General features: G+C 51.3%; 18 protein-coding genes. 4 read left to right on the top strand and 14 right to left on the bottom strand.

Features of this window, described 5'->3' with window-relative positions; genetic code table 11:
• Positions 1–66: 66 nt before the first annotated feature.
• On the bottom strand, positions 67–957 hold the full coding sequence (locus tag PsW74_RS02075) for a DMT family transporter (RefSeq protein ID WP_063287666.1): 891 nt from the start codon (positions 955–957) through the stop codon (positions 67–69).
• Between the two features lie 417 nt (positions 958–1,374).
• Here PsW74_RS02075 and PsW74_RS02080 point away from each other — a divergent pair, with 417 nt between their 5' ends.
• Together PsW74_RS02080 and PsW74_RS02085 are read left to right on the top strand one after the other, a co-directional pair.
• Positions 1,375–1,725 carry a metalloregulator ArsR/SmtB family transcription factor gene (locus PsW74_RS02080; protein ID WP_063287665.1) on the top strand — a complete coding sequence of 117 codons (351 nt, stop codon included), beginning with the start codon at positions 1,375–1,377 and terminating at the stop codon, positions 1,723–1,725.
• Complete coding sequence (locus PsW74_RS02085; RefSeq protein WP_208987787.1) at positions 1,709–2,170, top strand: SRPBCC domain-containing protein; 462 nt, start codon at positions 1,709–1,711, stop codon at positions 2,168–2,170. The genes PsW74_RS02080 and PsW74_RS02085 overlap by 17 nt, the downstream gene beginning before the upstream one ends.
• A 63-nt stretch (positions 2,171–2,233) precedes the next feature.
• Here PsW74_RS02085 and PsW74_RS02090 read toward each other — a convergent pair whose 3' ends face one another.
• The gene (locus tag PsW74_RS02090; RefSeq protein ID WP_063287664.1) at positions 2,234–3,067 is read right to left on the bottom strand and encodes an alpha/beta fold hydrolase; all 834 of its coding nucleotides are present in this window, start codon (positions 3,065–3,067) and stop codon (positions 2,234–2,236) included.
• 124 nt (positions 3,068–3,191) lie between these two features.
• On the bottom strand, positions 3,192–4,091 hold the full coding sequence (locus PsW74_RS02095) for an alpha/beta fold hydrolase (protein WP_063287663.1): 900 nt from the start codon (positions 4,089–4,091) through the stop codon (positions 3,192–3,194).
• Positions 4,092–4,271: 180 nt separating this feature from the next.
• Here PsW74_RS02095 and PsW74_RS02100 point away from each other — a divergent pair, with 180 nt between their 5' ends.
• Positions 4,272–5,891 carry an alkaline phosphatase family protein gene (locus tag PsW74_RS02100; RefSeq protein WP_063287662.1) on the top strand — a complete coding sequence of 540 codons (1,620 nt, stop codon included), beginning with the start codon at positions 4,272–4,274 and terminating at the stop codon, positions 5,889–5,891.
• A gap of 34 nt (positions 5,892–5,925) precedes the next feature.
• On the opposite strand, the gene PsW74_RS02105 is transcribed toward PsW74_RS02100, so the two are convergent.
• The 8 genes from PsW74_RS02105 to PsW74_RS02140 form a co-directional block, all read right to left on the bottom strand.
• The gene (locus PsW74_RS02105) at positions 5,926–6,945 is read right to left on the bottom strand and encodes a hypothetical protein (protein ID WP_063287661.1); all 1,020 of its coding nucleotides are present in this window, start codon (positions 6,943–6,945) and stop codon (positions 5,926–5,928) included.
• A gap of 107 nt (positions 6,946–7,052) precedes the next feature.
• Positions 7,053–8,378: a methyl-accepting chemotaxis protein gene (locus PsW74_RS02110; RefSeq protein ID WP_063287733.1), complete on the bottom strand. Its 1,326-nt coding sequence runs from the start codon at positions 8,376–8,378 to the stop codon at positions 7,053–7,055.
• The gene (locus tag PsW74_RS02115; RefSeq protein ID WP_057462945.1) at positions 8,356–8,880 is read right to left on the bottom strand and encodes a PAS domain-containing protein; all 525 of its coding nucleotides are present in this window, start codon (positions 8,878–8,880) and stop codon (positions 8,356–8,358) included. The genes PsW74_RS02110 and PsW74_RS02115 overlap by 23 nt, the downstream gene beginning before the upstream one ends.
• Before the next feature lie 366 nt (positions 8,881–9,246).
• A complete protein-coding gene (locus tag PsW74_RS02120; RefSeq protein WP_208980592.1) occupies positions 9,247–11,643 on the bottom strand; it encodes a HAMP domain-containing methyl-accepting chemotaxis protein in 2,397 nt (798 codons plus the stop codon).
• A 228-nt stretch (positions 11,644–11,871) separates the two neighbouring features.
• Positions 11,872–12,330: a thioesterase family protein gene (locus PsW74_RS02125; protein WP_063287660.1), complete on the bottom strand. Its 459-nt coding sequence runs from the start codon at positions 12,328–12,330 to the stop codon at positions 11,872–11,874.
• 27 nt (positions 12,331–12,357) lie between these two features.
• The gene (locus tag PsW74_RS02130; protein WP_063287659.1) at positions 12,358–13,515 is read right to left on the bottom strand and encodes an iron-containing alcohol dehydrogenase; all 1,158 of its coding nucleotides are present in this window, start codon (positions 13,513–13,515) and stop codon (positions 12,358–12,360) included.
• Positions 13,516–13,630: 115 nt separating this feature from the next.
• Positions 13,631–14,920, bottom strand: coding sequence for an MFS transporter (locus PsW74_RS02135; RefSeq protein ID WP_063287658.1), 1,290 nt, complete (start codon positions 14,918–14,920; stop codon positions 13,631–13,633).
• A 236-nt stretch (positions 14,921–15,156) separates the two neighbouring features.
• Entirely contained in the window at positions 15,157–15,819 is a 663-nt protein-coding gene (locus tag PsW74_RS02140) for a YrbL family protein (RefSeq protein ID WP_208981797.1), read from the bottom strand.
• A 228-nt stretch (positions 15,820–16,047) separates the two neighbouring features.
• Between PsW74_RS02140 and PsW74_RS02145 the strand changes: the two genes are divergently transcribed.
• Positions 16,048–17,571, top strand: coding sequence for a CoA-transferase (locus PsW74_RS02145; protein WP_063287657.1), 1,524 nt, complete (start codon positions 16,048–16,050; stop codon positions 17,569–17,571).
• Positions 17,572–18,241: 670 nt separating this feature from the next.
• On the opposite strand, the gene PsW74_RS02150 is transcribed toward PsW74_RS02145, so the two are convergent.
• From PsW74_RS02150 to gmd, 3 genes are all read right to left on the bottom strand, one after another.
• On the bottom strand, positions 18,242–18,586 hold the full coding sequence (locus PsW74_RS02150; protein WP_063287656.1) for a RidA family protein: 345 nt from the start codon (positions 18,584–18,586) through the stop codon (positions 18,242–18,244).
• A gap of 145 nt (positions 18,587–18,731) precedes the next feature.
• Positions 18,732–19,700, bottom strand: coding sequence for a GDP-L-fucose synthase (locus tag PsW74_RS02155; RefSeq protein WP_063287655.1), 969 nt, complete (start codon positions 19,698–19,700; stop codon positions 18,732–18,734).
• Positions 19,693–20,754 (bottom strand): GDP-mannose 4,6-dehydratase, encoded by a 1,062-nt coding sequence (gene gmd, locus PsW74_RS02160; RefSeq protein ID WP_208987798.1) that lies wholly within the window; start codon positions 20,752–20,754, stop codon positions 19,693–19,695. The genes PsW74_RS02155 and gmd overlap by 8 nt, the downstream gene beginning before the upstream one ends.
• Positions 20,755–20,939: the final 185 nt, after the last annotated feature.

Raw genomic sequence — 20,939 nt, forward strand, 5'->3', positions numbered from 1 at the left:
GTGATCCCCCAGTTTTAAAGCAGAGAGTTTTAACAATCAAAGCATTATGCCGAACTGGTAGCTGATCTACGCCGCTCCCCCCAAGACTTTTTCCCGATGCCACATATAAATGGCGGACCCAAAGATGACTGCAGCGCCAACAAGAGTCAGTCCGTCAGGAAACTCACCAAAGAACATCAACCCAATCAGCATCGCCCAAATGAGGCTGCTGTAACTGAAGGGGGCGATGGTTGAAGCCTCCCCAAAAGAAAACGCTTTCACAATAGCGTAGTGCCCAAAACCAGACACCGCGCCGATCAATGCCAGCAAAGCCCAACCCTCCAAATCAGGTGCCTGCCAGAAAATCGGCGTAAACAGGGAGGTGACGACAGCTCCCAGCAGAGCTGTATGAAACAGAACTGTCGACGGACTATCAAACTTGCTGGCGTACCGCGCCACGATATGACCTGCGGAATACACTACAATGGTCGCTACAGCGATCAACGCGCCAAGATCAAGTACACCTGCACCCGGTTTTACAATCAACAGCGCTCCGATGAACGCCACGAGGATTGAAGCCCAACGCCGCAAACCTACCTTTTCGCCAAGAATTGGAACAGACATGGCCGTCACCATCATAGGAGAAAGCAAGGCAATGGCGTGGAGCGTTGCGACGGGGATCAGCTGCGCAGCAGCGACCGAACCGATTGTCATAACCAAAACAAGAATTGCACGCAGATATACGACTGACCCGTTGTTGGGTGTGATCATGGTTTTTACACGGGGCGCCAAGAAGATCAGCATGAACAGCAGATGGAAAAACATCCGGCCCCAGACCACCTGCAGCACCGGATAGGACAAAGACAGATACTTGCCGACACTATCAACAATGACGAACATAAACATGGCTGCTACCATCCAGAGGATGCCAAATTTAACGTTCCCCTGAGCTGGGGCATGCGAAACCATCTCACTCATAACTGGCCTGCGAATTCCGGGATTGTGCCGTTGTTCCCGCAGAAATTGGCCAGCGAGCGACACATCGTTTGATTTTGAGGGAAGGTGCTGAAACTTATGTCCAGACACCAAAGAATAGATTGCCACCTACCGCAGTTTTTCTTGGTTTTCTATGGCTTTCTGCCGCTGAATGTTGAATAAATTGCAGCGTTTGGCAGATCTATTTTTTGGGCACCAATTGTTATTGTTTATTACCAAAATGACGCGCAGATATATTTGTAAATTACTCAGCCTGTGAGCAACTTTCTACGCCAATCGCTTCCATAGATACCTTTCTCTCCCAAACAAAAGAAAATCCTACAATACGTGAATCAGTCGTGCAGGTTGACGGAGCTCGAATCTTCATTTAACAATTATGTTAATTAAAGAGATGGTGAAATGAATACACAAACCAACTTGCCGGAAGTATTTGGAGCTTTGGCCGACCCGACGAGGTTTGCCATTGTCGAGCGACTTCTCAATGAAGGAGACTTGCCAGTCGGACAACTGGCTGAACCCTTCAAGATGTCTGCTCCGGCCATATCCCGGCATCTTAAACTGCTTGAAAGCGCTGGCCTCATCGAACGACGCGTCGAAAAGCAATGGAGAGTGTGTGCATTGAAAAAAGAACGTTTTGCAGACCTGCATCAATGGATCGAGCGTTACCGAGCCTTCTGGAACACCAGTTTCGACCGATTGGAAGCGTTACTCGATAAACAGCAAGGGGAAGACAATGACGGCAGCCGATAGCATGACACAGGAAGAAACCACACTGCGCATCACACGGGACTTCAAAGCCTCTCCCGAAAAAGTCTTTGATGCCTGGATAAATCCAGAGATGCTCGTGCAGTGGTGGGGCCCTGAAGGTATGACCACACCAGAATGCGAAATGGATGTACGCACAGGTGGCAAATGGAAAACCACTATGACATCCACCAAGGACGGCGGAGCTTATACGGTTTCGGGCATCTACAAAGTTCTGGATCGTCCTAACCGCCTTTGCTTCACATGGGGCTGGATAAATGATGGCGTTCGCGGCCACGAGACAGACGTTGAGGTCACCTTCGAGCCAATCAAGGATGGCACCCGGATGATCATGTTACAAAAAGTACTCGCCGATCCAGAGCAGACCAAAAACCACAACCACGGTTGGAGCAGCAGCTTCAACGACCTGCAACGCTTCGTCGAAAGCTAAGACGCTCTCCCCTCCCAAGAAGCGCCCATTCACGATCCGATATCGTGGGTGGGTGCAGCACCTTCAAAGGCGAGTTACCAACCAATTCAACAATGCGGGCATGAGCTGGTGATCGAATTCTTCTGGGCCCTCCATCACGCCGAATACGTGATCTGTGTTGATGACAGCAAGTTGCTTTGGTCCCGAATGGCGACGCAGCCAGATTTCACTGACGGTTGGTTGAGGGAAAATGACTCGGTCATTTATGGCAGCAACGACCAACATCGCTCCGGCAAAGCCTGATTGCTCCAGAACTCGCGGAACTTCGGGCAAGTCGTGAAAAAACCGGGCTTTAATCTGAATCTTGGTTCCCCATGGAAACTCCGCGGAAACCAGTCGATCTGGATCTGATAAGGCCGAACAGGTTCTGACTTTCTCACCAACCAAATGCCGGAACGTCTTCCTCGGGTGCACAGTTGGCGCCAGTAAGGCAATGCCATCAAGATCAGGCCGTTTGGTTGCTGCGCAGCCAGCTATGTAGCCACCCTGGCTCCATCCAACCAGGATGAGTTTTGAAAATGAAAAATGATTTTGCCTGCGGACCCAATCAATAACTGCAACAGCATCATCTCTCTGGCTATCGAATGTATTATCTTCCCAAGCCCCGTCACTGTTACCAGACCCACGAAAATCAATGCGCAAGGAAGCATAGCCAACTTCGGCTAGTATACGAGCCATACGAGAGTAGATGCCTTCCTCTGTCCCTTTGATCGCAAGCTCATCGCGGTTTCCATGAAAGCCATGCAGAAGGATCAATAGGGGTGTCTTTGCCTCCGTCGCACCAGCGAGTGTTCCGATAATCTTTTGCTCTCCGATTGGGATCGCGACTGTTTGCTCTTTTAGTTTTACATCCAGCACCTTGCTTGCCCTTAAGCTTCCATTGTATTGCAGCACAAAGCTTAGTGGAACATTGGCAAAACTATACTGAAAGTTATTCAGCTGCGATCAGCTGCCTGGTGTAAGCAGCTGACCAAGCTCAGCTTTAAAGCTGCGCGTCAAACCATTCTAAGATATCCGGAACGACGTGTTCATCAATCATCTGCGGGCCTTCAAATGCACTCCAAACATGATCTGTATCGAGCACGATGAGCTTCTCTTCGCCATCATGATATGCCATCCACGCCTCACCAATTGCTGGCTGTGGTGTGATCAGGGCATCCTTAAGACCCATCATTACAAGCAATGGCCCGTCATAGTGCGCCATCGCTGCCAATGGACTGGTAACTGGCATCTCCTGATAGAACCGAGCTTTCAGTGTTGTTTCAACACCCCATGGCAAGCTTCCTGTGATCGGCGTCTCGGGCTCAGCAGTCATAGCTTTGCTCACCAGCTCCATCCCAAAGAGACCTGTAAACGTTACTAGTGGGTTGGTTGCGGGTGCCATTAAAACAACTGTGTCCAGATCTGGCCGCACAGCAGCTGCATGGCTGGCAACAAGTCCACCCTGGCTCCATCCAATCAAAGCAATCTTAGTGCCTTTGAATTGCTCTTGAGCACGTACCCAGTCAATGGTTGTGACGGCATCCTTAATCTGCCCGGAGAACGTTGTGTCCTCCCACTTTCCATCACTTTCGCCTGAGCCCCGAAAGTCAATCCGCAGCGATGAAACACCGCCTTCGGCCAGCAAACGTGCCATGCGAGAGAAGACACCTTCTTCTGTTTCCTTTACCGGTAACTCATCACGCGTTCCGGTAAAACCATGCAACAGAATTGCGATTGGGGCGTTTTCTTGTGCTGCGGTCTCCAAAGTACCGACCACACTCTGGTTGTCGACAGGAATGGAGACAACACGTTCTGCAGCGCTTGCGGTTTGCATCATAAACAAGTTGATTAAGCCCATTACCCCAACGCTCGATGCAATAAACTTATTCGACAAATACATTTCAACTATCTCCCTCAAAATTCTTAATTCAGAAACACGCAAGAGTATAACCAGCAAAATTTACTCAGCAATGGTTGAAAAACTCAACGCCATTTAGGTCAAGTAAAACACGGAGTTCCTCTTGCTAATCCCGTGACAAATAAGGGAATATAGCCACATCAATCAGGGGAGGTGTTTGATATGGCTAACGGGCGCAATGTGCTCTGGATCATGTGTGATCAATTACGGTTTGATTATCTGAGCTGTTACGGTCACCCACATCTGCACACTCCACATATTGACAAACTTGCGGAACGAGGTGTCCGGTTTAACCGCGCTTATGTTCAATCTCCCATTTGCGGCCCATCTCGCATGAGTTTCTATACCGGGCGTTATGTGCGCTCTCACGGCAGCACGTGGAACGGCATACCGCTTCGTGTCGGGGAGCCAACGCTCGGGGATCACTTGCAAGAGATTGGTGTGCGCAACGTGTTGGTTGGTAAAACTCATATGCGTGCAGATTCTGACGGCATGGCCCGTCTCGGCATCTCTCCGGAAAGCTTCATTGGTGCCCGCGTTGCTGAATGCGGGTTTGAAGTGTTCGAGCGAGATGACGGACTTCACCCCGATGGGTCATACTCTCCAAATCCGCAATACGACAGTTACCTCCAGGCCAAAGGATACCATGGCCCAAACCAATGGGAGCAATGGGCGAACTCAGCTGAGAGCGAGGACGGTGAGATCCTCTCCGGCTGGTTGCTTGGTCACGCTGACAAACCAGCGCGGGTTCAGGCTGAACATGCTGAAACGCCTTACATGATCCAGCGGTTCAAAGACTTTGTTGCCGTTGCCGGTGATGAGCCTTGGTGCGTGCATCTTTCACTCATCAAACCTCACTGGCCCTATATCGTTCCAGCCCCTTACCATGACATGTATGGAGCAGATGATGTTCTGCCTGTCGTTCGCTCAGATGACGAGAAGCAAGATCCACATCCTGTGTTTCAGGCCTTTATGGGTGAGCGCGTTTCCAAGGCGTTCTCCAATGATGAGACCCGAGCTAAAGTCATTCCTGCCTACATGGGTCTGATCAAACAGATCGACGATGAAATCGGCAAGCTCATGACGTTTCTCGACGAAAAGGGCCTGACAGACACCACCATGATAGTGTTCACCTCCGACCATGGGGATTACTTGGGCGATCATTGGATGGGCGAGAAGGAGCTCTTCCACGAACCATCTGTCAAAATTCCGCTGATCGTTGTTGATCCAAGAGCGGAGGCTGACGAGACGCGGGGCACCGTCAGCGAAGAGTTGGTCGAAGCAATCGATCTGGCGCCGACCTTTGTTGAGTTCTGTGGCGGCACGCCCAAATCAAACGTGCTTGAAGGCCGCTCTCTCTTGCCGTCGCTCGAAACTGTTGAGCCTGTTCAGTGGCGTGAGTTTGCCATTAGTGAGTACGATTATTCTATGCGCAATGCGCGGATGGATCTTGGGTTGCCGGTGGCAGATTGCCGCCTTGCGATGATCATGGACAAGCGCTGGAAGTTTATCCATGCGGAAGGTTTCCGCCCTATGCTCTTTGATCTTGAAGAAGACCCACAAGAGTTGAATGACCTTGGCGCTGATCCTGCCTTTGCCGCAGAACGGGAACGTATGAGCGAGGCTTTGTTTACCTGGTATCGCAAGCATCACACTCGCATTACGATGACCGACGAGCAAATCAAAGCCAACGCAGGCAAAGAACTTCAGGCCGGTATTCTCATCGGATATACCGATGAAGAAGAGTTGCAAGAGGCCAAACGCGAGCAAGGCCTCCTCTGATTGCATGGAGAGGGAGCTTCGCAGCTCTCTCCGTCTACAGCTTCAAGAAGCGTGCGATTTCTTCAAGAATGTCCTCATGGATCTGTGCCCGATCAGTTCCTTCAGGATCATCACATACCGGATCATCATTTTCAGCTGCCAGAACGGCAGCCCCTTCTGGCTTACACTCCGCCAGAAATGTGAAGTGGTGTCCGGGTTTGACGACAGCAAGGCTCGCATTTTCCAGCTTAGCAATCAGGTTACTGCCTTCTGGTCCCACATCAGCCGCCTTCCAAAGGTTCTCTTCGCCAATGTTTAGTAAGAGCACAGGTTGCTTAACCTCCATCAGGCTTTGTTCATCAATGACATAAGTAAAGCCGGGGTCGACGGCAATCGCGGCGGTAACCCGACTATCTTGTGCCTCTTTTGAAAAGCCTGCAGGCAGTCTGGAAAAATCAACGCCGCCCTTGGAGAGAAAGACGCAGTCTGCTTGTCCTTTACCAATCCCGTTGCAGTACTCGTTGTACTGATCACCATCAAACCGCAGACCTGCCAGGTTCAGTGCGGTCGCCCCTCCCAACGAGAACCCAAGTGAGCTGATGCGACTTTCATCGATATAGTCTGCAAAAGCCGGATCACTCAAAAGCTCATCCAGTGCTGCCGTCAAATCTTTAGCACGCTCATCAAGGCGCAGCGACCGGCGGGGAGATGAATCGCCGGAGGTGCTGCCCGGGTGGTTGACTGCGAGGACCATTGCGCCTTTCAGCGCCAGTCCGGATGACAGCCATGAAAGCCCATCCATGTTACCGCCAGAACCATGCGAGAGCACAATAAGTGGATGCTTGCCCTCTTTGATTGCGGCGCCAACATAGGCGGAGGTGCCCTTAAACACCGCATTGTCGCCAATCACATTGCGGTAGGTTGGTGTTTTGATCGGATACCACATAGACGCTGCAACAGCAGACGTGCGATGAGGGGCCGATACGGTAAGGCGGTCATAGCCCGCGATCTGCTGCTCCGCCAAAGTAGACGTGCAGATCATTGCTAAGAGTGTGCCAAGAACCAGAGTTTTCATGTTGCTATCCTTTGTTGTGATAGCAACGTGGTAGGTGGCTCAGTCCTTTAGAGCGTCCTGAAACGCGAATTAGGTCTCTCATATCGTGTTTCAGGACAAAGGAGGTATCAGGTGCGCATCTCGCTGTTGCTCAGCGGCCCGTTGCGCAGCTCGGTGATGTACTCGGTCACAGCGGAAGACAGCGATGCAATCTGCTGGTTCATCTCAACCGCAGATCCGATCACATGCTCAGCAGCATTTTCCGTTTCATTCGCGTAGGTCGAAACATCCGCCACGTTGCTGGCCACAAGCCGTGTACCAGAATAAGCCTCGGCAATGTTCTGGGCAATCTCGGTGGTCGCTTCTGCTTGCTGTCTTGCAGAGAGCGAAATTGAGTCTGTGACGCTTTCGATCTTGGAAATGGATTCTGCGACCTGCTTAAACGAGACAACTGTTTCCGCAGTCGCTGACTGGATGGCCTCAATCTGACCGGAGATCTGACCGATCGCATCAGAAGTCTGGCCTGCCAGATCCTTTACCTCACCCGCCACAACGGCAAAGCCTTTGCCCGTTTCCCCTGCCCGCGCTGCTTCAATCGTCGCATTGAGCGCCAGCAAATGCGTCTGCTCGGCAATGGAGCTGATGAGTTCTACAACATCGCCGATGGTCTCAGCGGCGGCGCTCAAGCTACTGATCTTGGTTTCGCCAGCTTCAACTTCCTGAACAGCGGTTCTGGTGACATCAGCGGTAAATTTCACCTGATTGCCGATCTCTGCGGCAGAGGCAGAAAGCTCCTCAACAGCAGCAGATACGGTCTGCACATTTGCGGATGTCTCTTCAGACGCCACGGTCACGGCAGATGCGCGCTGAAGGGTCAGGTCGGCGGATTGTTCCATCTGCTGCGCGTTGTCGCTCATGTTCTGGCCCGAGCTGGAAAGCAAGTCTGTCGCATTGCGGGTCAGCTGTTCAAAGGCATCGGTTTGACCAGAAAAATCGCAGATCCGGTTTTGTACCTTCGCGATCGCCTCATTCACCTGAGTTGCATAAACCAGAAACGAGCCTTGCAGCCCGCGCGTGACGACACGCCGATAATACTTGTTCGCTGACAAAGCGTGCGTGGATGCCACCATTTCGCGAATAAAGGAATCTGTCTTGTCAGTGGAGTAATTCACACTCGCAAGCAGGTCCTTCAGTTCACCATGATCCATTCCCACAAGCGTGCGTGCTTCCAAATCACCACTTGCCTGCAAGGTCGCGATTTCTGTCACATGCTTCAGCACGCGCCGTACCTTAAGCACGAAAAACAGTGAGAACACTGCTGCCACACCAGCCAGACCAGAGAGGATTGAAAGCAGGTTGCTCTCCCCTCCCATTCCCTGAAGCGCAATACCAACGCAGATTGCAGCCGTCAGGCAACTCAGGAAGACACTCTTAGAGAGTGAGGATAAATTCATCATAGGTCACCCGATTATCGGAGAGGTAGTTCGCCAGAAACTCAGAGCTGTTGTGTTGCCCGTCTTTCCGGCTCTTTGGAGCCTGCTCCATCTCAATGAGCTGCTGGTAGAACGGAATGATCGCGTCATTGAGGATCTTTCGCTCTGGCACTCTGCGTGTTGAATGATATCCGATGATCTTTCCTGCATTGTCGAAGGTGGGAGTGACATGGGCGAACACCCAATAGAACTCACCGCCCCGGCAAAGGTTCTTCACATATGCGAAAACCTCATGCCCATCCGCAATCCGCTTCCAAAGAAGTTCAAAGACGCACCGAGGCATGTCTGGATGACGAATAATGCTGTGTGGCTGACCTATGAGTTCCTTGTAGGAGTATCCCGCAATCTCGCAAAAGATCTCATTACAGTACGTAATGCGGCCCTTTAGGTCAGTCTTGCTAACAATGATGTCTGCCTCACTGAATGTTTTTTCAGTATCGGACAGATGTGCACCCGGCGACATAGCTGCCTCTATGTTTTTCTATTTCGTTACTTAAGTGAATAAAATTCAAGCAGACAGAATATGTATTTCATAAATTGACGAGCAGTTAATATAAAAAACGATTGTTATTAATTCACCAAGTCATTCCTTAGTATATTCAGCATGCATATGTTATTCTATACATATATATCAGCGTTTTGTATTTATCTTTGCGACACAACAAAGACAAAATACTTACGTGTAATTCTATAAATTCGAACTATTACAACTCTAAAATGCTATTCCTCCCGGAAATATATAAATGAAATCATTTTGTTTAATCAAGACAAAATAAAAGGCAGCTTAGAATATCTAAGCTGCCTTCCAATTTTCAGAATTTTGAGTGTGTTAGCCGACTTTCGCGACCGCAGTCAGGAAGTCATCAACTTCTCTGCCTAGCGCACGCGTACTTTCAGTCACCTCTGTAGAGGCTGTCAGCACACGTGAGGACGCGGTATTGGTTTCACTCACTGCATCAGAGACCAACGTCATATTCTCGTTTACGCTGGATGTTCCCACAGCAGCTTCCTGCACGTTGCGGCTAATCTCAGTTGTCGCAGCCCCCTGCTGCTCAACAGCCGTCGCAATTGCAGAGGTAAATGCGGTAACCTCATCCATTGTATGCGAGATGCCCTCGATGGAGGATACAGCATCTGTCGTGGAGTTCTGAATCGCGGAGATCTGGGAACTAATTTCCTCTGTGGCCTTGGACGTCTGGTTGGCAAGTTCTTTCACCTCAGCCGCGACGACTGCGAATCCCTTACCAGCTTCTCCAGCCCGCGCCGCTTCGATGGTCGCATTCAAAGCCAGCAAGTTGGTCTGCTCGGCAATTGCCTGAATCAGCCCGACAACCTCACCAATCTTGACTGTGGCATCGGCCAGCTCATTGATGCGGTCGTTGGAAACGTGCGCACTCTCAGTTGCTTTGGCAACAACAGAGGTTGTCGCGCTCACCTGACGTGCAATTTCCTCAATGGAGCTGCTCAGCTCTTCTGCGGCGGCAGAAACCATCTGCACGTTGTTGGCAGCATCAGTGGAAGAGGCCGCTGCCCGCTCTGTCTGATCAGAGGTACCGCGAGCAAGATCTGCCATCACGCTGGCTGTCTCGCCCATCTCACCCATGCTGTCATTCACAGAGGTCAGCAAGTTTGCGGCTGTATTTCTGAAGTCAGTGATCAGCTGCTCAATTTCGCGCTGCTTTTCAGCGTCCTTTTCAGCAACATGTGCCTGCTCTTCGCGCAAACGTGCACGTTCCAAAGCGTTATCACGGAAGACCTGAACCGTGCGGCTCATGTCACCAATTTCGTCTTTACGCTTTGCGCCGGCGATCTCAACATCAGTATCGCCATTTGCCAGACGCTCCATGATGCCGGTCAGACGCTTGGTCGGACGAGTGATGGCAAGAGACAGGCCCAGTGCAATCAACGCACCAAGTACAAGACCAACAGCAACAGTTGTCGCAATCAGATTGGTTGCAAGGTCACCAGCCGCGCTCGCATTTTCAGCCTCAGAGGCTGCAATGTCGATGATCTGACCCTGAACAGTTTCAGATTGCTCAGTGAGCTTTGTAACAAGACTGGCAAGTTCTTTCTTGCCATTTGCCATTGAGCCGAAACCAGAGCGGATCGCAGCGATTTCTTTGATGGCATCTTTAGACGCCTTCACGCCCCCTTCAATGTCTTTCACACCCGCTTTAAACTCGCGGCCTGCTGCGCCAAGCTGATCAATCTCCTTGGAGACTTCCTCAGACTTCACACCAGAACCTGCACGCAGGAAGGAAAGAGAAGACGAACTCACGGCCAGTGTCTGGCGTGTGATGTTGGAGACAGAGGCCAGAGCGGCATCAACCTGCTGCTTACGATCAACCGCTTCAGCCTGCTTCCTGTTCGCATCATCAATAGAGCGATAGGTAAAGCCGATGACCAGCTGAGCCGTTTCGCCGAGCACATCAATACTTGCAGTGATGTCCTGACGCAGCGAATACATCTCGGAGAAATCCGTAGAATCGCGCAGGGCTTTCAGTTTATCAACCAGCGTATCTGAGACACCTGCCAGACTTTGAAGAACCTTGGCATCCAGATGTGACAGCTGGATTTTTTGCAGTTTCTTGATCTCACGGCGCGCTTTTGCAGCGCTGAGCAATGTTTTGCGCAGAGCGCCTTCTTCAGAGCTTGTTGTCGCCTTCACGAAGAAGTAGCGCATGTTCAGGGCCTGGCTCTGAATAGTCGCAACAAGACGGCCTGCTTTGTCAGCTTCTTTCAGCTGCTCTTTGGCCAACTTGTCCTGCTCTGTTGCCGAGGCCGCAATCTTTGAGATGTCAGCCTGAACCTTTTTGCCAATCATCTGAAGATTGGCAACAGCAGACATCATCTTGGCAACCTGAGATTCCTGAATATCAGTCGACATACGAACACGACTGAACAAACCTTTCAGAGCCCGCACATTTTCGTGGGTCTCTTCAAAGGCGGTACCATCTTTGCCATCTGCAACAACCTGCTCATGAAGAGCTTCCAGATCTGCGCCCAACAGATTCAGCTCATCAGCCGCAGCGGTTGCATCATACTTGCTCAAGCTGCGCAAATAAGTTTCGCGCGCTGATGTCGTATCATGCAGGCCCTGCATTAAACGCATGGTTGCATTTGTCATCTCTGTTTGCTTGGTGAGCTGAGAGATAGAAAAGATTCCGATCCCACCAGCTGCAGCGGAAAGCAAGAGTACAATAATGAAGCCACCACCGATTTTCATCGACAGCTGCAAATTCGTAAATAGCTGGAGGACCCGCCTCATGACCCGATTTCTCCCGAATAGAAGTCATTGCCCATGACTTGGCGGCATCCTAAGCTTGTAAATCTCAACCAGTGGTTAACCCGTGGGTATTTAAGGCATTAATTGAGTAATTTCTGAAAGTTTTATCGTTTTATGCGTTCGTCATCTATTTATTATAAGTGCAATTAATCATTACATTTTTAACAATCAAGAATCAGCAACCTGTAGTAGAAGCCCCTCAAGTGCAGTACGCAGATTGCCGGAGAGCGTTTGCGGCCTGCGTGTCGCACGATCTACGTACACATGCGTAAAAAAACCTTGTGCGGCTGCTCTCTCAGCATCTTGCGCAAACAAGGCCAGTTCGTATCGCACGGAGCTGTTGCCCAGGTGCCCGACACGCAGCCCAATATCGATCTTTTCCGGGTAGGCGATCTCAGAGAAGTATTGGCAACCAGATTCCACAACCAACCCGATCTCATCCCCCTCATGTATGTTGAGGGCATCGTTTTCGATGAGGTAGGCGTTCACAGCACTATCAAAATAACTGTAGTAGACCGCATTATTGATGTGCCCATATACATCGTTGTCTTCCCAACGGGTTTGGACATCACTGAAGAACGCGTAATGTGCACGGGTATGCGCAGCCGGCTTTTTGGGTTTGCTCATAGTCTATGTCTCCGCTTCAATCCGTTCTCAAAGAGCCTGCTGGTAAATCTTCAAGGCGCTGTCTTCATCCACCTCACGTGGATTATTCACCAGCAACCGCGTTTGCTTCATCGCCTCACTGGCCAGCTTCACGACGTCCTGCTCACCAATACCCACTTCGCGAAGCGTTGCTTCAACGCCCAGAACTTTGGAAAGCTCCGCCAACCGGTCTGCAAATACGCCGCCTCGATTATCCGCCGGAATTTCTGAAAGTTCCGGAAACACCAGAGGAGCAAGCTCAGCATAGGCCTGCGCACAGGTTGGCAGGTTGAACCGCATCACATGCGGCAGAACTAGCGCATTGGAAACTCCATGAGGCACATGGAAGATGCCGCCAATCGGATAAGCCAGCGCATGCACAGCCGCCACCGGAGAGTTGGCAAACGCCTGCCCTGCCAACATGGAGCCGAGCAACATATTGGAACGTGCCTCTTTATCCTGCGGCGTGTTCACGGCTTTTTCGATGTTCGCACCCAGCAAACGCAAGGCTTCCTGCGCCAACACTTTAGACACCGGGTTATTGTTTGCAGATGTCGACGTGTAGGCCTCAATTGCATGCACCATCGCATCAATGCCAGTTGCAGCCGTGACATGCGGAGGCAGGCCAACCGTGAGATCCGCATCCAGCAGCGCCACGTCCGGCAACAAGGACGGAGACACAACGCCCTTCTTCTCAGCCTCACCCGTCGTGATGATGGAGATTGGCGTCACTTCAGACCCTGTGCCAGCGGTTGTCGGGATAAGGATCAGCGGCAACCTTTTCCCCTTCGCCATTCCAACACCGTAGATATCAGTAAGCTGTTCGCCCCCCCCAACAAGCAACGCAGCGAGCTTGGCAACATCCAGTGAGGACCCACCGCCCAGGCCGATGACACCATCCACATCAGCCGATGTAGCTAAATCTACAGCTTGCAAGACGATGGCTTCTGGCGGGTCGGCAACAACATCATCAAACAGGGTAACGTTTATTCCAGCAGCTTCCAGCTGAGCGATCACAGGGTCAACAAGACCTGCTTTCATCAGTCCTTTATCGCTCACCAGAAAAACGCGTTTACCAATGGTCTTCAGTGTAAGCTCATCCAGCTTTTGAACCGCGCCCGGCTCACAGACAACGCTCGCTGCCGTGTTAAATACAAAGCCTGTCATTTCATTCCCCCCTCATTGCTCAGTGCAGGTGGCAAATTTGAGCAATGCAGCGAGAATGCCTCAGCCAACAAGCAAGGTCGAGCGCAATTAAAGTCGTAACGGCTTGATGGAACGCTTAGACAACTTCCTCTGAAATCACAGGTTCCGCATCAGGCACTTTGCCAAGGTTAAGCACGGCAAATAGTCCAATCACCGCTCCACCACACATAATAGCACCGCCCGCAAAGAAGGGCATGGAGACAAACCATTGCTCGGCCAGAAAGGCCCCAATCGGGATGGCAATCAGCATGAGACTCGATTGCAGCATCTCCCCAACTGAAGTGATACGCCCCAATAGATGTTCAGGCGTCTGTTTAACAACGATTGCCCCAAACGGAACTGTAATGAGGCTAGTAAATGCGCCACCAACAAACCAGATAGCCATCTGCTCCTGCATTCCGATAGGTACCGGACTAAACGGAAGCCAACCCGCTACCATGGTAAGAGCGCCCCCGAAGAAAGAACCAATCACCATCAGCAGGTGCAAGTTGACACGATCACCGATCTTGGCCGTCAGATAAGTTCCAACAAGCCCGCCAACGCCAATAGCACCCAGAATTGGCCCCGCGGCGGCTTCTGGTTGCCCGGTTTCTTTAATGAGCAACAGCAGCACCGCCTCGTAAAGAAACACGCTGAATATAAAGAGGCAAATGAGCGTCATGCCTAAGAGGAGACGCGGTGTTCTCCAAAGATAAGCCAGTCCGACCTTGGCATCATTCACCACACTGCTTGTCTCGGAGCTTTCCTCGGAGGCATCTTTAGCGTCCTTTTTCAGCACTCCTAACAAGCTCAGGCAAATCAGAGAGGCCACAGCAAAGCTGGCGCCACCAAGTAGAAAGACAATATGTGGGCTCCACACGGCGAGCAAAGCGCCCCCCAAAACCGGCGCAAAGATCTTGGTCGATTGAATGACGAAATGGTTCACGCTGACCGCCTGTGTCAGCATGTTTGACGGCACGATCTTCTTCAACGCCAGTTGCTGTGCAGGCATAAAAGCGGCAGATACTGTGGCTTTCAAAAACACAAAAGCAATAAGAAGCGAAAGGCTGGTGGCAAAGAAGAACATGCCAACCATCAAACCCGCTCGGATGATCAACCCGGCTATCAGCACAGGCCCAGCCCCAATCCGGTCAACCAGAACACCGGCTGGCAGACCGAAGATCACACGGGGCAAGGTCGCGGCCATAATGACACTGGCAACTTCAGTCGCTCCCATGTCCCAACTGTAGCTCACAAGCACCATGATCGCGATAAAGTCGATCCAGTCTGCAAATGCTGCCGGAACAAGAACACCAAAAAATCGACGAAACGCGCTCAGCTTAAACAATGCCAACACGGAAGTATTTACTGCCTCACTCTGCGCCACGAAGCCCGCCCCAATTTCATTTGATTGATAACACCAGAAAAATCAGCGCACAAAATATCGCGCTCACCAAATTTGCAATCCCATCAGCTTAACCGAAGCCACCCCAGATACAAGGCGCGCATAGGTGAAGAAAATTGGCTGAAATACGGAGAGCAAACGAACTGCAGGTGAGAAATGAGGCTGGCTTTCTCAATCAGAGGTCAGTTTAACAAAACAAGCCACTCAGCTTGGCCAGATCAAATCTTATGGCCGTCGCCAGAGCTCTCGCCACTTAATATATCGAGGTGACGATCTAACCGCCGCCTGATCCGCTTTTTGTTAAGATAATCAACCTTATGAAGAGGCAGCAACTGATGATTCAGGTATGGTTTTACGTCAAAGCTCTTGATGTACTTATTGCCTGCAGCATCGAGAACTATGCCCATGTTTTCTGGCCTGTCGGCAAAACAGGAAACGTGGTTCTGACGTAAGATTTTAAAGTAATCAATCAGAGCGCGAATAAGTTCTTTGTCCTCAACGCGACCATGGCGACTGATGTAATCCCGGATACTGCGGATTTCCGGGTGCCAAAAGTTGTCGATCTTCTCGGTTAGCAAAGCAGGTCCGCGATCAGTCTCCACGATCCCATAGACTTTCGCGAAAGACTGGTGTTCATCCAAACCAACGTCTTGAATGTGCTGCCACCCCAGCAACTCATCCTGATTGCCGCTTAGGCGCTGCTTCTTGTAACCTAGTTTCGCACGCACTGACCGAAACAGATCTTTCAAAAATCCGCGGCTTTTGACTTTGCGCTCACCAGCCTCGTACCGGTCAAACTTCAGGAGCTTCGTTGGATCAGACGCACATTCATAAGTGTCACGGAATCCGCCCCCACGAATGAACTCTCCCACCTGAAACACTTGATCTTCCTGAAACACAATCAACTTTAAGCCAGTCTTTTTTGTAAATTTGAGCCACTTACATAACAAGTTATAATGGTTTGAAAAGCATCTTTCTTGCCACACATGCTTAAAGTATTGCTTCCAAAGATCTTTATTTCATCTGCATGCGCCTTAACCGGACTTTTCAGGGTTTGAGGGATAATTGGTTCAAAGACAAAACGGACACGAACTCCGGGAACCAGCAGGATGCAGATCTGCAGTGCGCGTGAAATTGCGGCCTTTGTGGAAGATGGCGACACCATCGTCATTGGCGGCTGTGGGCGGGGCCTTGCAACGCCGGAAGCTTTGCTGGAGGCCATTGAGCAGCGGTTTCTTTCAACAGGGCAACCCAAAAACCTATTCATCATCAACTCGCTCTCCATCGGAGATGGCGACAAGCGGGGGCTGAACCGGTTTGCTCATAAGGGAATGCTGCGCGGCATTATCACCTCTCACTTCGTTCTCACTCCTTCCCTCCAAAAACTGATCTCTCAAGACAAGCTGGAAGCTTATTGCCTTCCGGCTGGTGTTATTCAGCAGTTGATCCGCGAAATTGGTGCGGGTCGTCCCGGTCTCTTCACCCGCACCGGACTGGGGACGTTTGTTGATCCCAGACATGGCGGCGGTAAATGCAGCAAGTCTTCCAAGCATGAGCTTGTGGAACTGCTTCATCTGCATGGTCAGGAATACCTCCGGTACCGCCCGTTCAAGATCGACCTTGCTCTGATTTGCGGGTCTGCGGCGGACACGAAAGGCAATCTCAGCCTTGATGAAGAAGCCGTCACACTTGATTGTCTCAGTTTGGCGACGGCTGCGCATAACAGTGGTGGCCATTGTTTTGCGCAGGTTAGAAACGTGGTGCAGACCGGAAGCCTACCTGCCCGCTCTGTTGCGGTTCCGGGAGTGTTTCTGGATGCGATTGTCGAAGCCCCCGGCCAGACCATTGCCTATGACACGCCGTACAGCCCTGCTCTCAGCGGGGATATCAAACCCTCTCATACAAGAGTTCAAAACGAACCCAGCGAGATTGCCCGCAAGGTGATTGCTCGCCGGGCTGCGGAGGAGTTGATTGAAAACGCAGCCGTGAATATCGGCTTTGGCGTTCCTGCTGGCATTCGCTTTGCTGAGCAGCGCAAGCAGTTGGCGGAAAGGATCTGGCTCTCTTGCGAACACGGACATCACAACGGCCAGTTCCTGGGAGATTCTCTTTATGGCGCAGCTCTGGGGTCTGAAGCACTGCTTTCTTCACTGGATCAGTTTGATTTTTATAGCGGCGGCGGGCTGGATATTGCCTTTCTGGGCATGAGCGAAGTGGACCGGCATGGGAATGTGAACCTGTCCAAAGTGAATGGTAAAATCGTTGGGCCGGGCAGCTTCATCGACATCTCACAAAACGCCAGAAAGCTCGTGTTTTGCGGTTTACTGACGGGCGTGGATTCTCAGGTTGAGTACCGCAAAGACAAACTCAAGGTGACGCGCAATGGCACCCACACAAAGTTTGTGGAGCAAACAGACCACATCACCTTCAATGCCTTAAATGCCAAAACCAATGGGCAGGAAGTGCTTTATGTGACCGAGCGCGCCGTCTTCCAGCTGGGGCCTAATGGGCTAGTGCTGACTGAAGTTGCCCCTGGCATAAAGCCCAAGCGGGATGTACTGGCGCATATGGGGTTTGCCTGCAAAGTGGATGTGCAGCGCAAGATGCCGGAGCACATATTCAACGCATTGTAGCCGTTACAAACACGAATAGCACCGCACGGCTATGCCGGCAGTGTTGGAGCTTAAATTCCCGAAAGACGGGAGGAGCAAGGCGAGCAGGCAACACCTGCGCTACTTGTTGTAGTTAGTTTCTTCGGCATTGGCTGTCGCCTTGCCCGGGCATTTTGGTATGGACAACATCGCCTCTTATCCTGAAAGACACGATAGCCAGTTTCCTGGAAGGACAATGGCTTATTCCAGCAAGTTTCCTTACTAAAACAGTTCCTTCATCCCTGACACGCACCACTCTGACTGGTTTGTGCCACCGCGTGATGCCCTTCAGACTTGGGCCCTTCCTCTCAAACCATGCGGTCACGTTTGAAAATCGGTTCCACCGGACCACTGAAAGATACGTTACTTCTTCCAGTAGCCCCACCCAGCCTACGACAAACTGACGGACGGTCCGCCAGCTGCCCGTTACGTAGGCATAAATTCAGAGTACGGGAGAAATTGGAAAGGGGAATAAGTTTTAGGGGATCAGCAGCCCACTTCAATGCAGGAAAAACAGCAGTTCGCTTGCCGGTTGTTCAGTCCGGCGCTCCTCTTGCTCATTTCCAATCATGAAAAGCATAGTCGGGTGTTTGGAGCTGCACCGTTCGGTTGAATGTATCCCCCAGTCGTCAGCTCCAAACGCCTGCGCGTTTTAGTCGTAAGCCGCTGTTACGATGACTTCTACCAGCAGTTCCTGAGAAGCAAGGCGGGCTTCACCGCACGCGCGTGCAGGCGCATGCCCTTCTGGCACCCATGCATCCCAAACTTCGTTCATTTCAGCAAAATCACGCATGTCAGAAAGCCAAACAATTGCTTGCAGAATCTGCTCGCGGCTGGAGCCCGCTTCAACAAGCAGTTCATCAACACGGCGCAGACATTCTGCTGTCTGTTCTTTGATGCTTTCACCGCGCACGCCAACTTGGCCACACAGATAGACTGTGCCGTTGTGTTTAACGATCTTGCTCATACGCTGCTTGGTGTGCATGCGTTCAATCATGGTGCTATCCCTTTGGTTTCGGGCTGAAGGATGCAGAGATCAACATCCGCTCCAACGCCCAATTTCAGCTGGATAACATGACTGAAACTGCTCTTAATTTCACTGTGACATTTGCGAGTGTCCAAGTGTTTTCGAGAGGGCTGCGTTAAACCAGCTCTTTTTGCACCCGGTTTTCCAAGAACCACTGATAGGTATGGTGAATTCCCTTATCCAGCGAGATGGATGGCACCCAACCCAGCTGCTGCAGGCGAGCCGAGCTCATCAGTTTTCTCGCAGTTCCATCTGGTTTGGAGGGGTCCTGTGTAATGGTGCCTTGGTAACCCAGAATTTTGGAGATGCGTTGCGCAAGTTCCAGAATTGAAATGTCTGCACCAAAGCCAACATTGATGTGCTCTTCTGCTGAGTAAGTCTTCAGCAGATGCACCAGGGCATCCGCGCAATCATCACAGTGCAGAAACTCTCTGCGCGGCGCACCTGTGCCCCAGATCTCAAAGGATTTAGCTCCGCTCACTTTCGCCTCGTGCACCTTGCGCATAAGAGCGGGCAACACGTGGCCGCTTGTCAGATCGAAGTTATCGCCGGGTCCATACAAGTTGGTGGGCATGGCAGAAATGAAATCACAGCCGTATTGCCGCCTGAAGGCCTGACATAATTTGATGCCTGCAATCTTGGCGATGGCATACCATTCATTGGTGGGTTCGAGAGGGCCAGAGAGCAAAGCCCCCTCCTCTATCGGCTGTGGGGCGTGTTTGGGATAAATACACGATGACCCCAGAAACAGCAGTTTTTGAACGCCAGCTGCGAAGGCTCCGCGAATGAGGTTGGTCTCAATTGCCAAGTTTTCATAAAGAAACTCGGCGGGGTACTCATTGTTTGCCCAAATGCCCCCCACTTTGGCGGCAGCAACAATCACGACCTCTGGCTTCGCCTCCTGCAAAAAGGCAAGGGTTTCGGCCTGCATGGTAAGGTCTACTTGCCCCCGGTCCGCAGTCAGAAGTGTGCAGTTTTCCCGCGCCAGCCGCTTCATGAGAGCACGACCAACCATGCCCTTGTGCCCGGCTACGAAAACCGTTTTTCCAGTCAGATCAAAGTCAGTGGTTTGCGGCTCAGGCATCTTCAAGCACCTTGCCGTCTCTCACTTCCAGCAAGTCAGCCTGCACCATCTCCTCAATCAGTGTTTCGAGGGTGGTTTTTGCCTGCCAACCAAGGTTTTCCTTGGCTTTACTCGCATCACCAAGCAGCTCATTCACTTCTGAAGGACGGAAATAGCGTGGGTCGATCTCAACAAGAGTACGACCACTTGAAGAACAAACCCCCTTCTCATCAATGCCGCTGCCCTGCCATTCCAGTGTGATGCCGCATTTTGAAAACGCCAGTTCTGCAAACTTGCGCACTGAAGTCGTTATGCCTGTTGCCAGCACATAATCATCCGGCTCATCCTGCTGCAGCATGGCCCACATGCCTTCAACAAAGTCGCGCGCATGCCCCCAATCCCGGGTAGCCTCAATATTGCCCAGATACAGCTTGTCCTGCTGCCCCAGACTGATCGCTGCTGCGGCGCGAGTGATCTTGCGCGTTACAAAAGTTTCACCGCGCAGCGGGCTCTCATGATTAAACAAGATGCCATTGCTTGCATGAATTCCGTAGGCTTCCCGGTAGTTGACCGCAATCCAATAGGCGTAAAGCTTGGCCGCCGCATAAGGGGAGCGCGGATAAAACGGCGTCGTCTCTTTTTGCGGTACTTCCTGCACCAAACCGAAAAGCTCTGAGGTCGAGGCCTGATAAAACCGCGTTTTCTGCTCTAATCCGAGGATACGGATCGCCTCCAGCAACCGCAAAACACCCAGCGCATCACTGTTTGCAGTGTACTCCGGCGTTTCAAAACTCACCTTCACATGAGATTGCGCACCGAGGTTATAAACCTCATCGGGCTGCACCTCCTGCATGATACGGATGAGGTTGGTGGCATCTGTCAGATCGCCATAATGCAAGACGAAACAGGCATCCTCCTCATGAGGATCCTGATAGATCCCCTCAATCCTACCCGTGTTGAAGCTGGAGGAGCGGCGCTTAACACCGTGCACCACATACCCCTTATCCAGCAGAAAGCGGCTGAGATACGCTCCGTCCTGTCCGGTAACACCTGTTATCAAAGCGGTTTTCTGCAAGGCCATGGCACGCTCAAAAATTTGAGGGAAACAGAGCATGAACCTAGAAGCAGATTGGTTGTTGTCGCAATTCTGAAAACACGCCCCTGTATTCTTTGGGTGTTTCTACAATCTGATGTTTTTAAACGGGTTTTGATTTTCACCCACAAAGATATCCAAGTCCCGTCAAAATTCACTGGCAATCC

The organism is Pseudovibrio sp. W74, assembly GCF_001623085.1.
Lineage (GTDB): Bacteria > Pseudomonadota > Alphaproteobacteria > Rhizobiales > Stappiaceae > Pseudovibrio.

Coding starts and splice junctions, on each gene's coding strand:
- PsW74_RS02080 (WP_063287665.1), top strand. CDS start 1,375: ATGAATACACAAACCAACTTGCCGGAAGTATTTGGAGCTTTGGCCGAC.
- PsW74_RS02125 (WP_063287660.1), bottom strand. CDS start 12,330: ATGAGCAAACCCAAAAAGCCGGCTGCGCATACCCGTGCACATTACGCG.
- PsW74_RS02130 (WP_063287659.1), bottom strand. CDS start 13,515: ATGACAGGCTTTGTATTTAACACGGCAGCGAGCGTTGTCTGTGAGCCG.
- PsW74_RS02095 (WP_063287663.1), bottom strand. CDS start 4,091: ATGTATTTGTCGAATAAGTTTATTGCATCGAGCGTTGGGGTAATGGGC.
- PsW74_RS02085 (WP_208987787.1), top strand. CDS start 1,709: ATGACGGCAGCCGATAGCATGACACAGGAAGAAACCACACTGCGCATC.
- PsW74_RS02120 (WP_208980592.1), bottom strand. CDS start 11,643: ATGAAAATCGGTGGTGGCTTCATTATTGTACTCTTGCTTTCCGCTGCA.
- PsW74_RS02150 (WP_063287656.1), bottom strand. CDS start 18,586: ATGATTGAACGCATGCACACCAAGCAGCGTATGAGCAAGATCGTTAAA.
- PsW74_RS02115 (WP_057462945.1), bottom strand. CDS start 8,880: ATGTCGCCGGGTGCACATCTGTCCGATACTGAAAAAACATTCAGTGAG.
- PsW74_RS02145 (WP_063287657.1), top strand. CDS start 16,048: ATGCAGATCTGCAGTGCGCGTGAAATTGCGGCCTTTGTGGAAGATGGC.
- PsW74_RS02155 (WP_063287655.1), bottom strand. CDS start 19,700: ATGCCTGAGCCGCAAACCACTGACTTTGATCTGACTGGAAAAACGGTT.
- PsW74_RS02100 (WP_063287662.1), top strand. CDS start 4,272: ATGGCTAACGGGCGCAATGTGCTCTGGATCATGTGTGATCAATTACGG.
- PsW74_RS02075 (WP_063287666.1), bottom strand. CDS start 957: ATGAGTGAGATGGTTTCGCATGCCCCAGCTCAGGGGAACGTTAAATTT.
- PsW74_RS02105 (WP_063287661.1), bottom strand. CDS start 6,945: ATGAAAACTCTGGTTCTTGGCACACTCTTAGCAATGATCTGCACGTCT.
- PsW74_RS02110 (WP_063287733.1), bottom strand. CDS start 8,378: ATGAATTTATCCTCACTCTCTAAGAGTGTCTTCCTGAGTTGCCTGACG.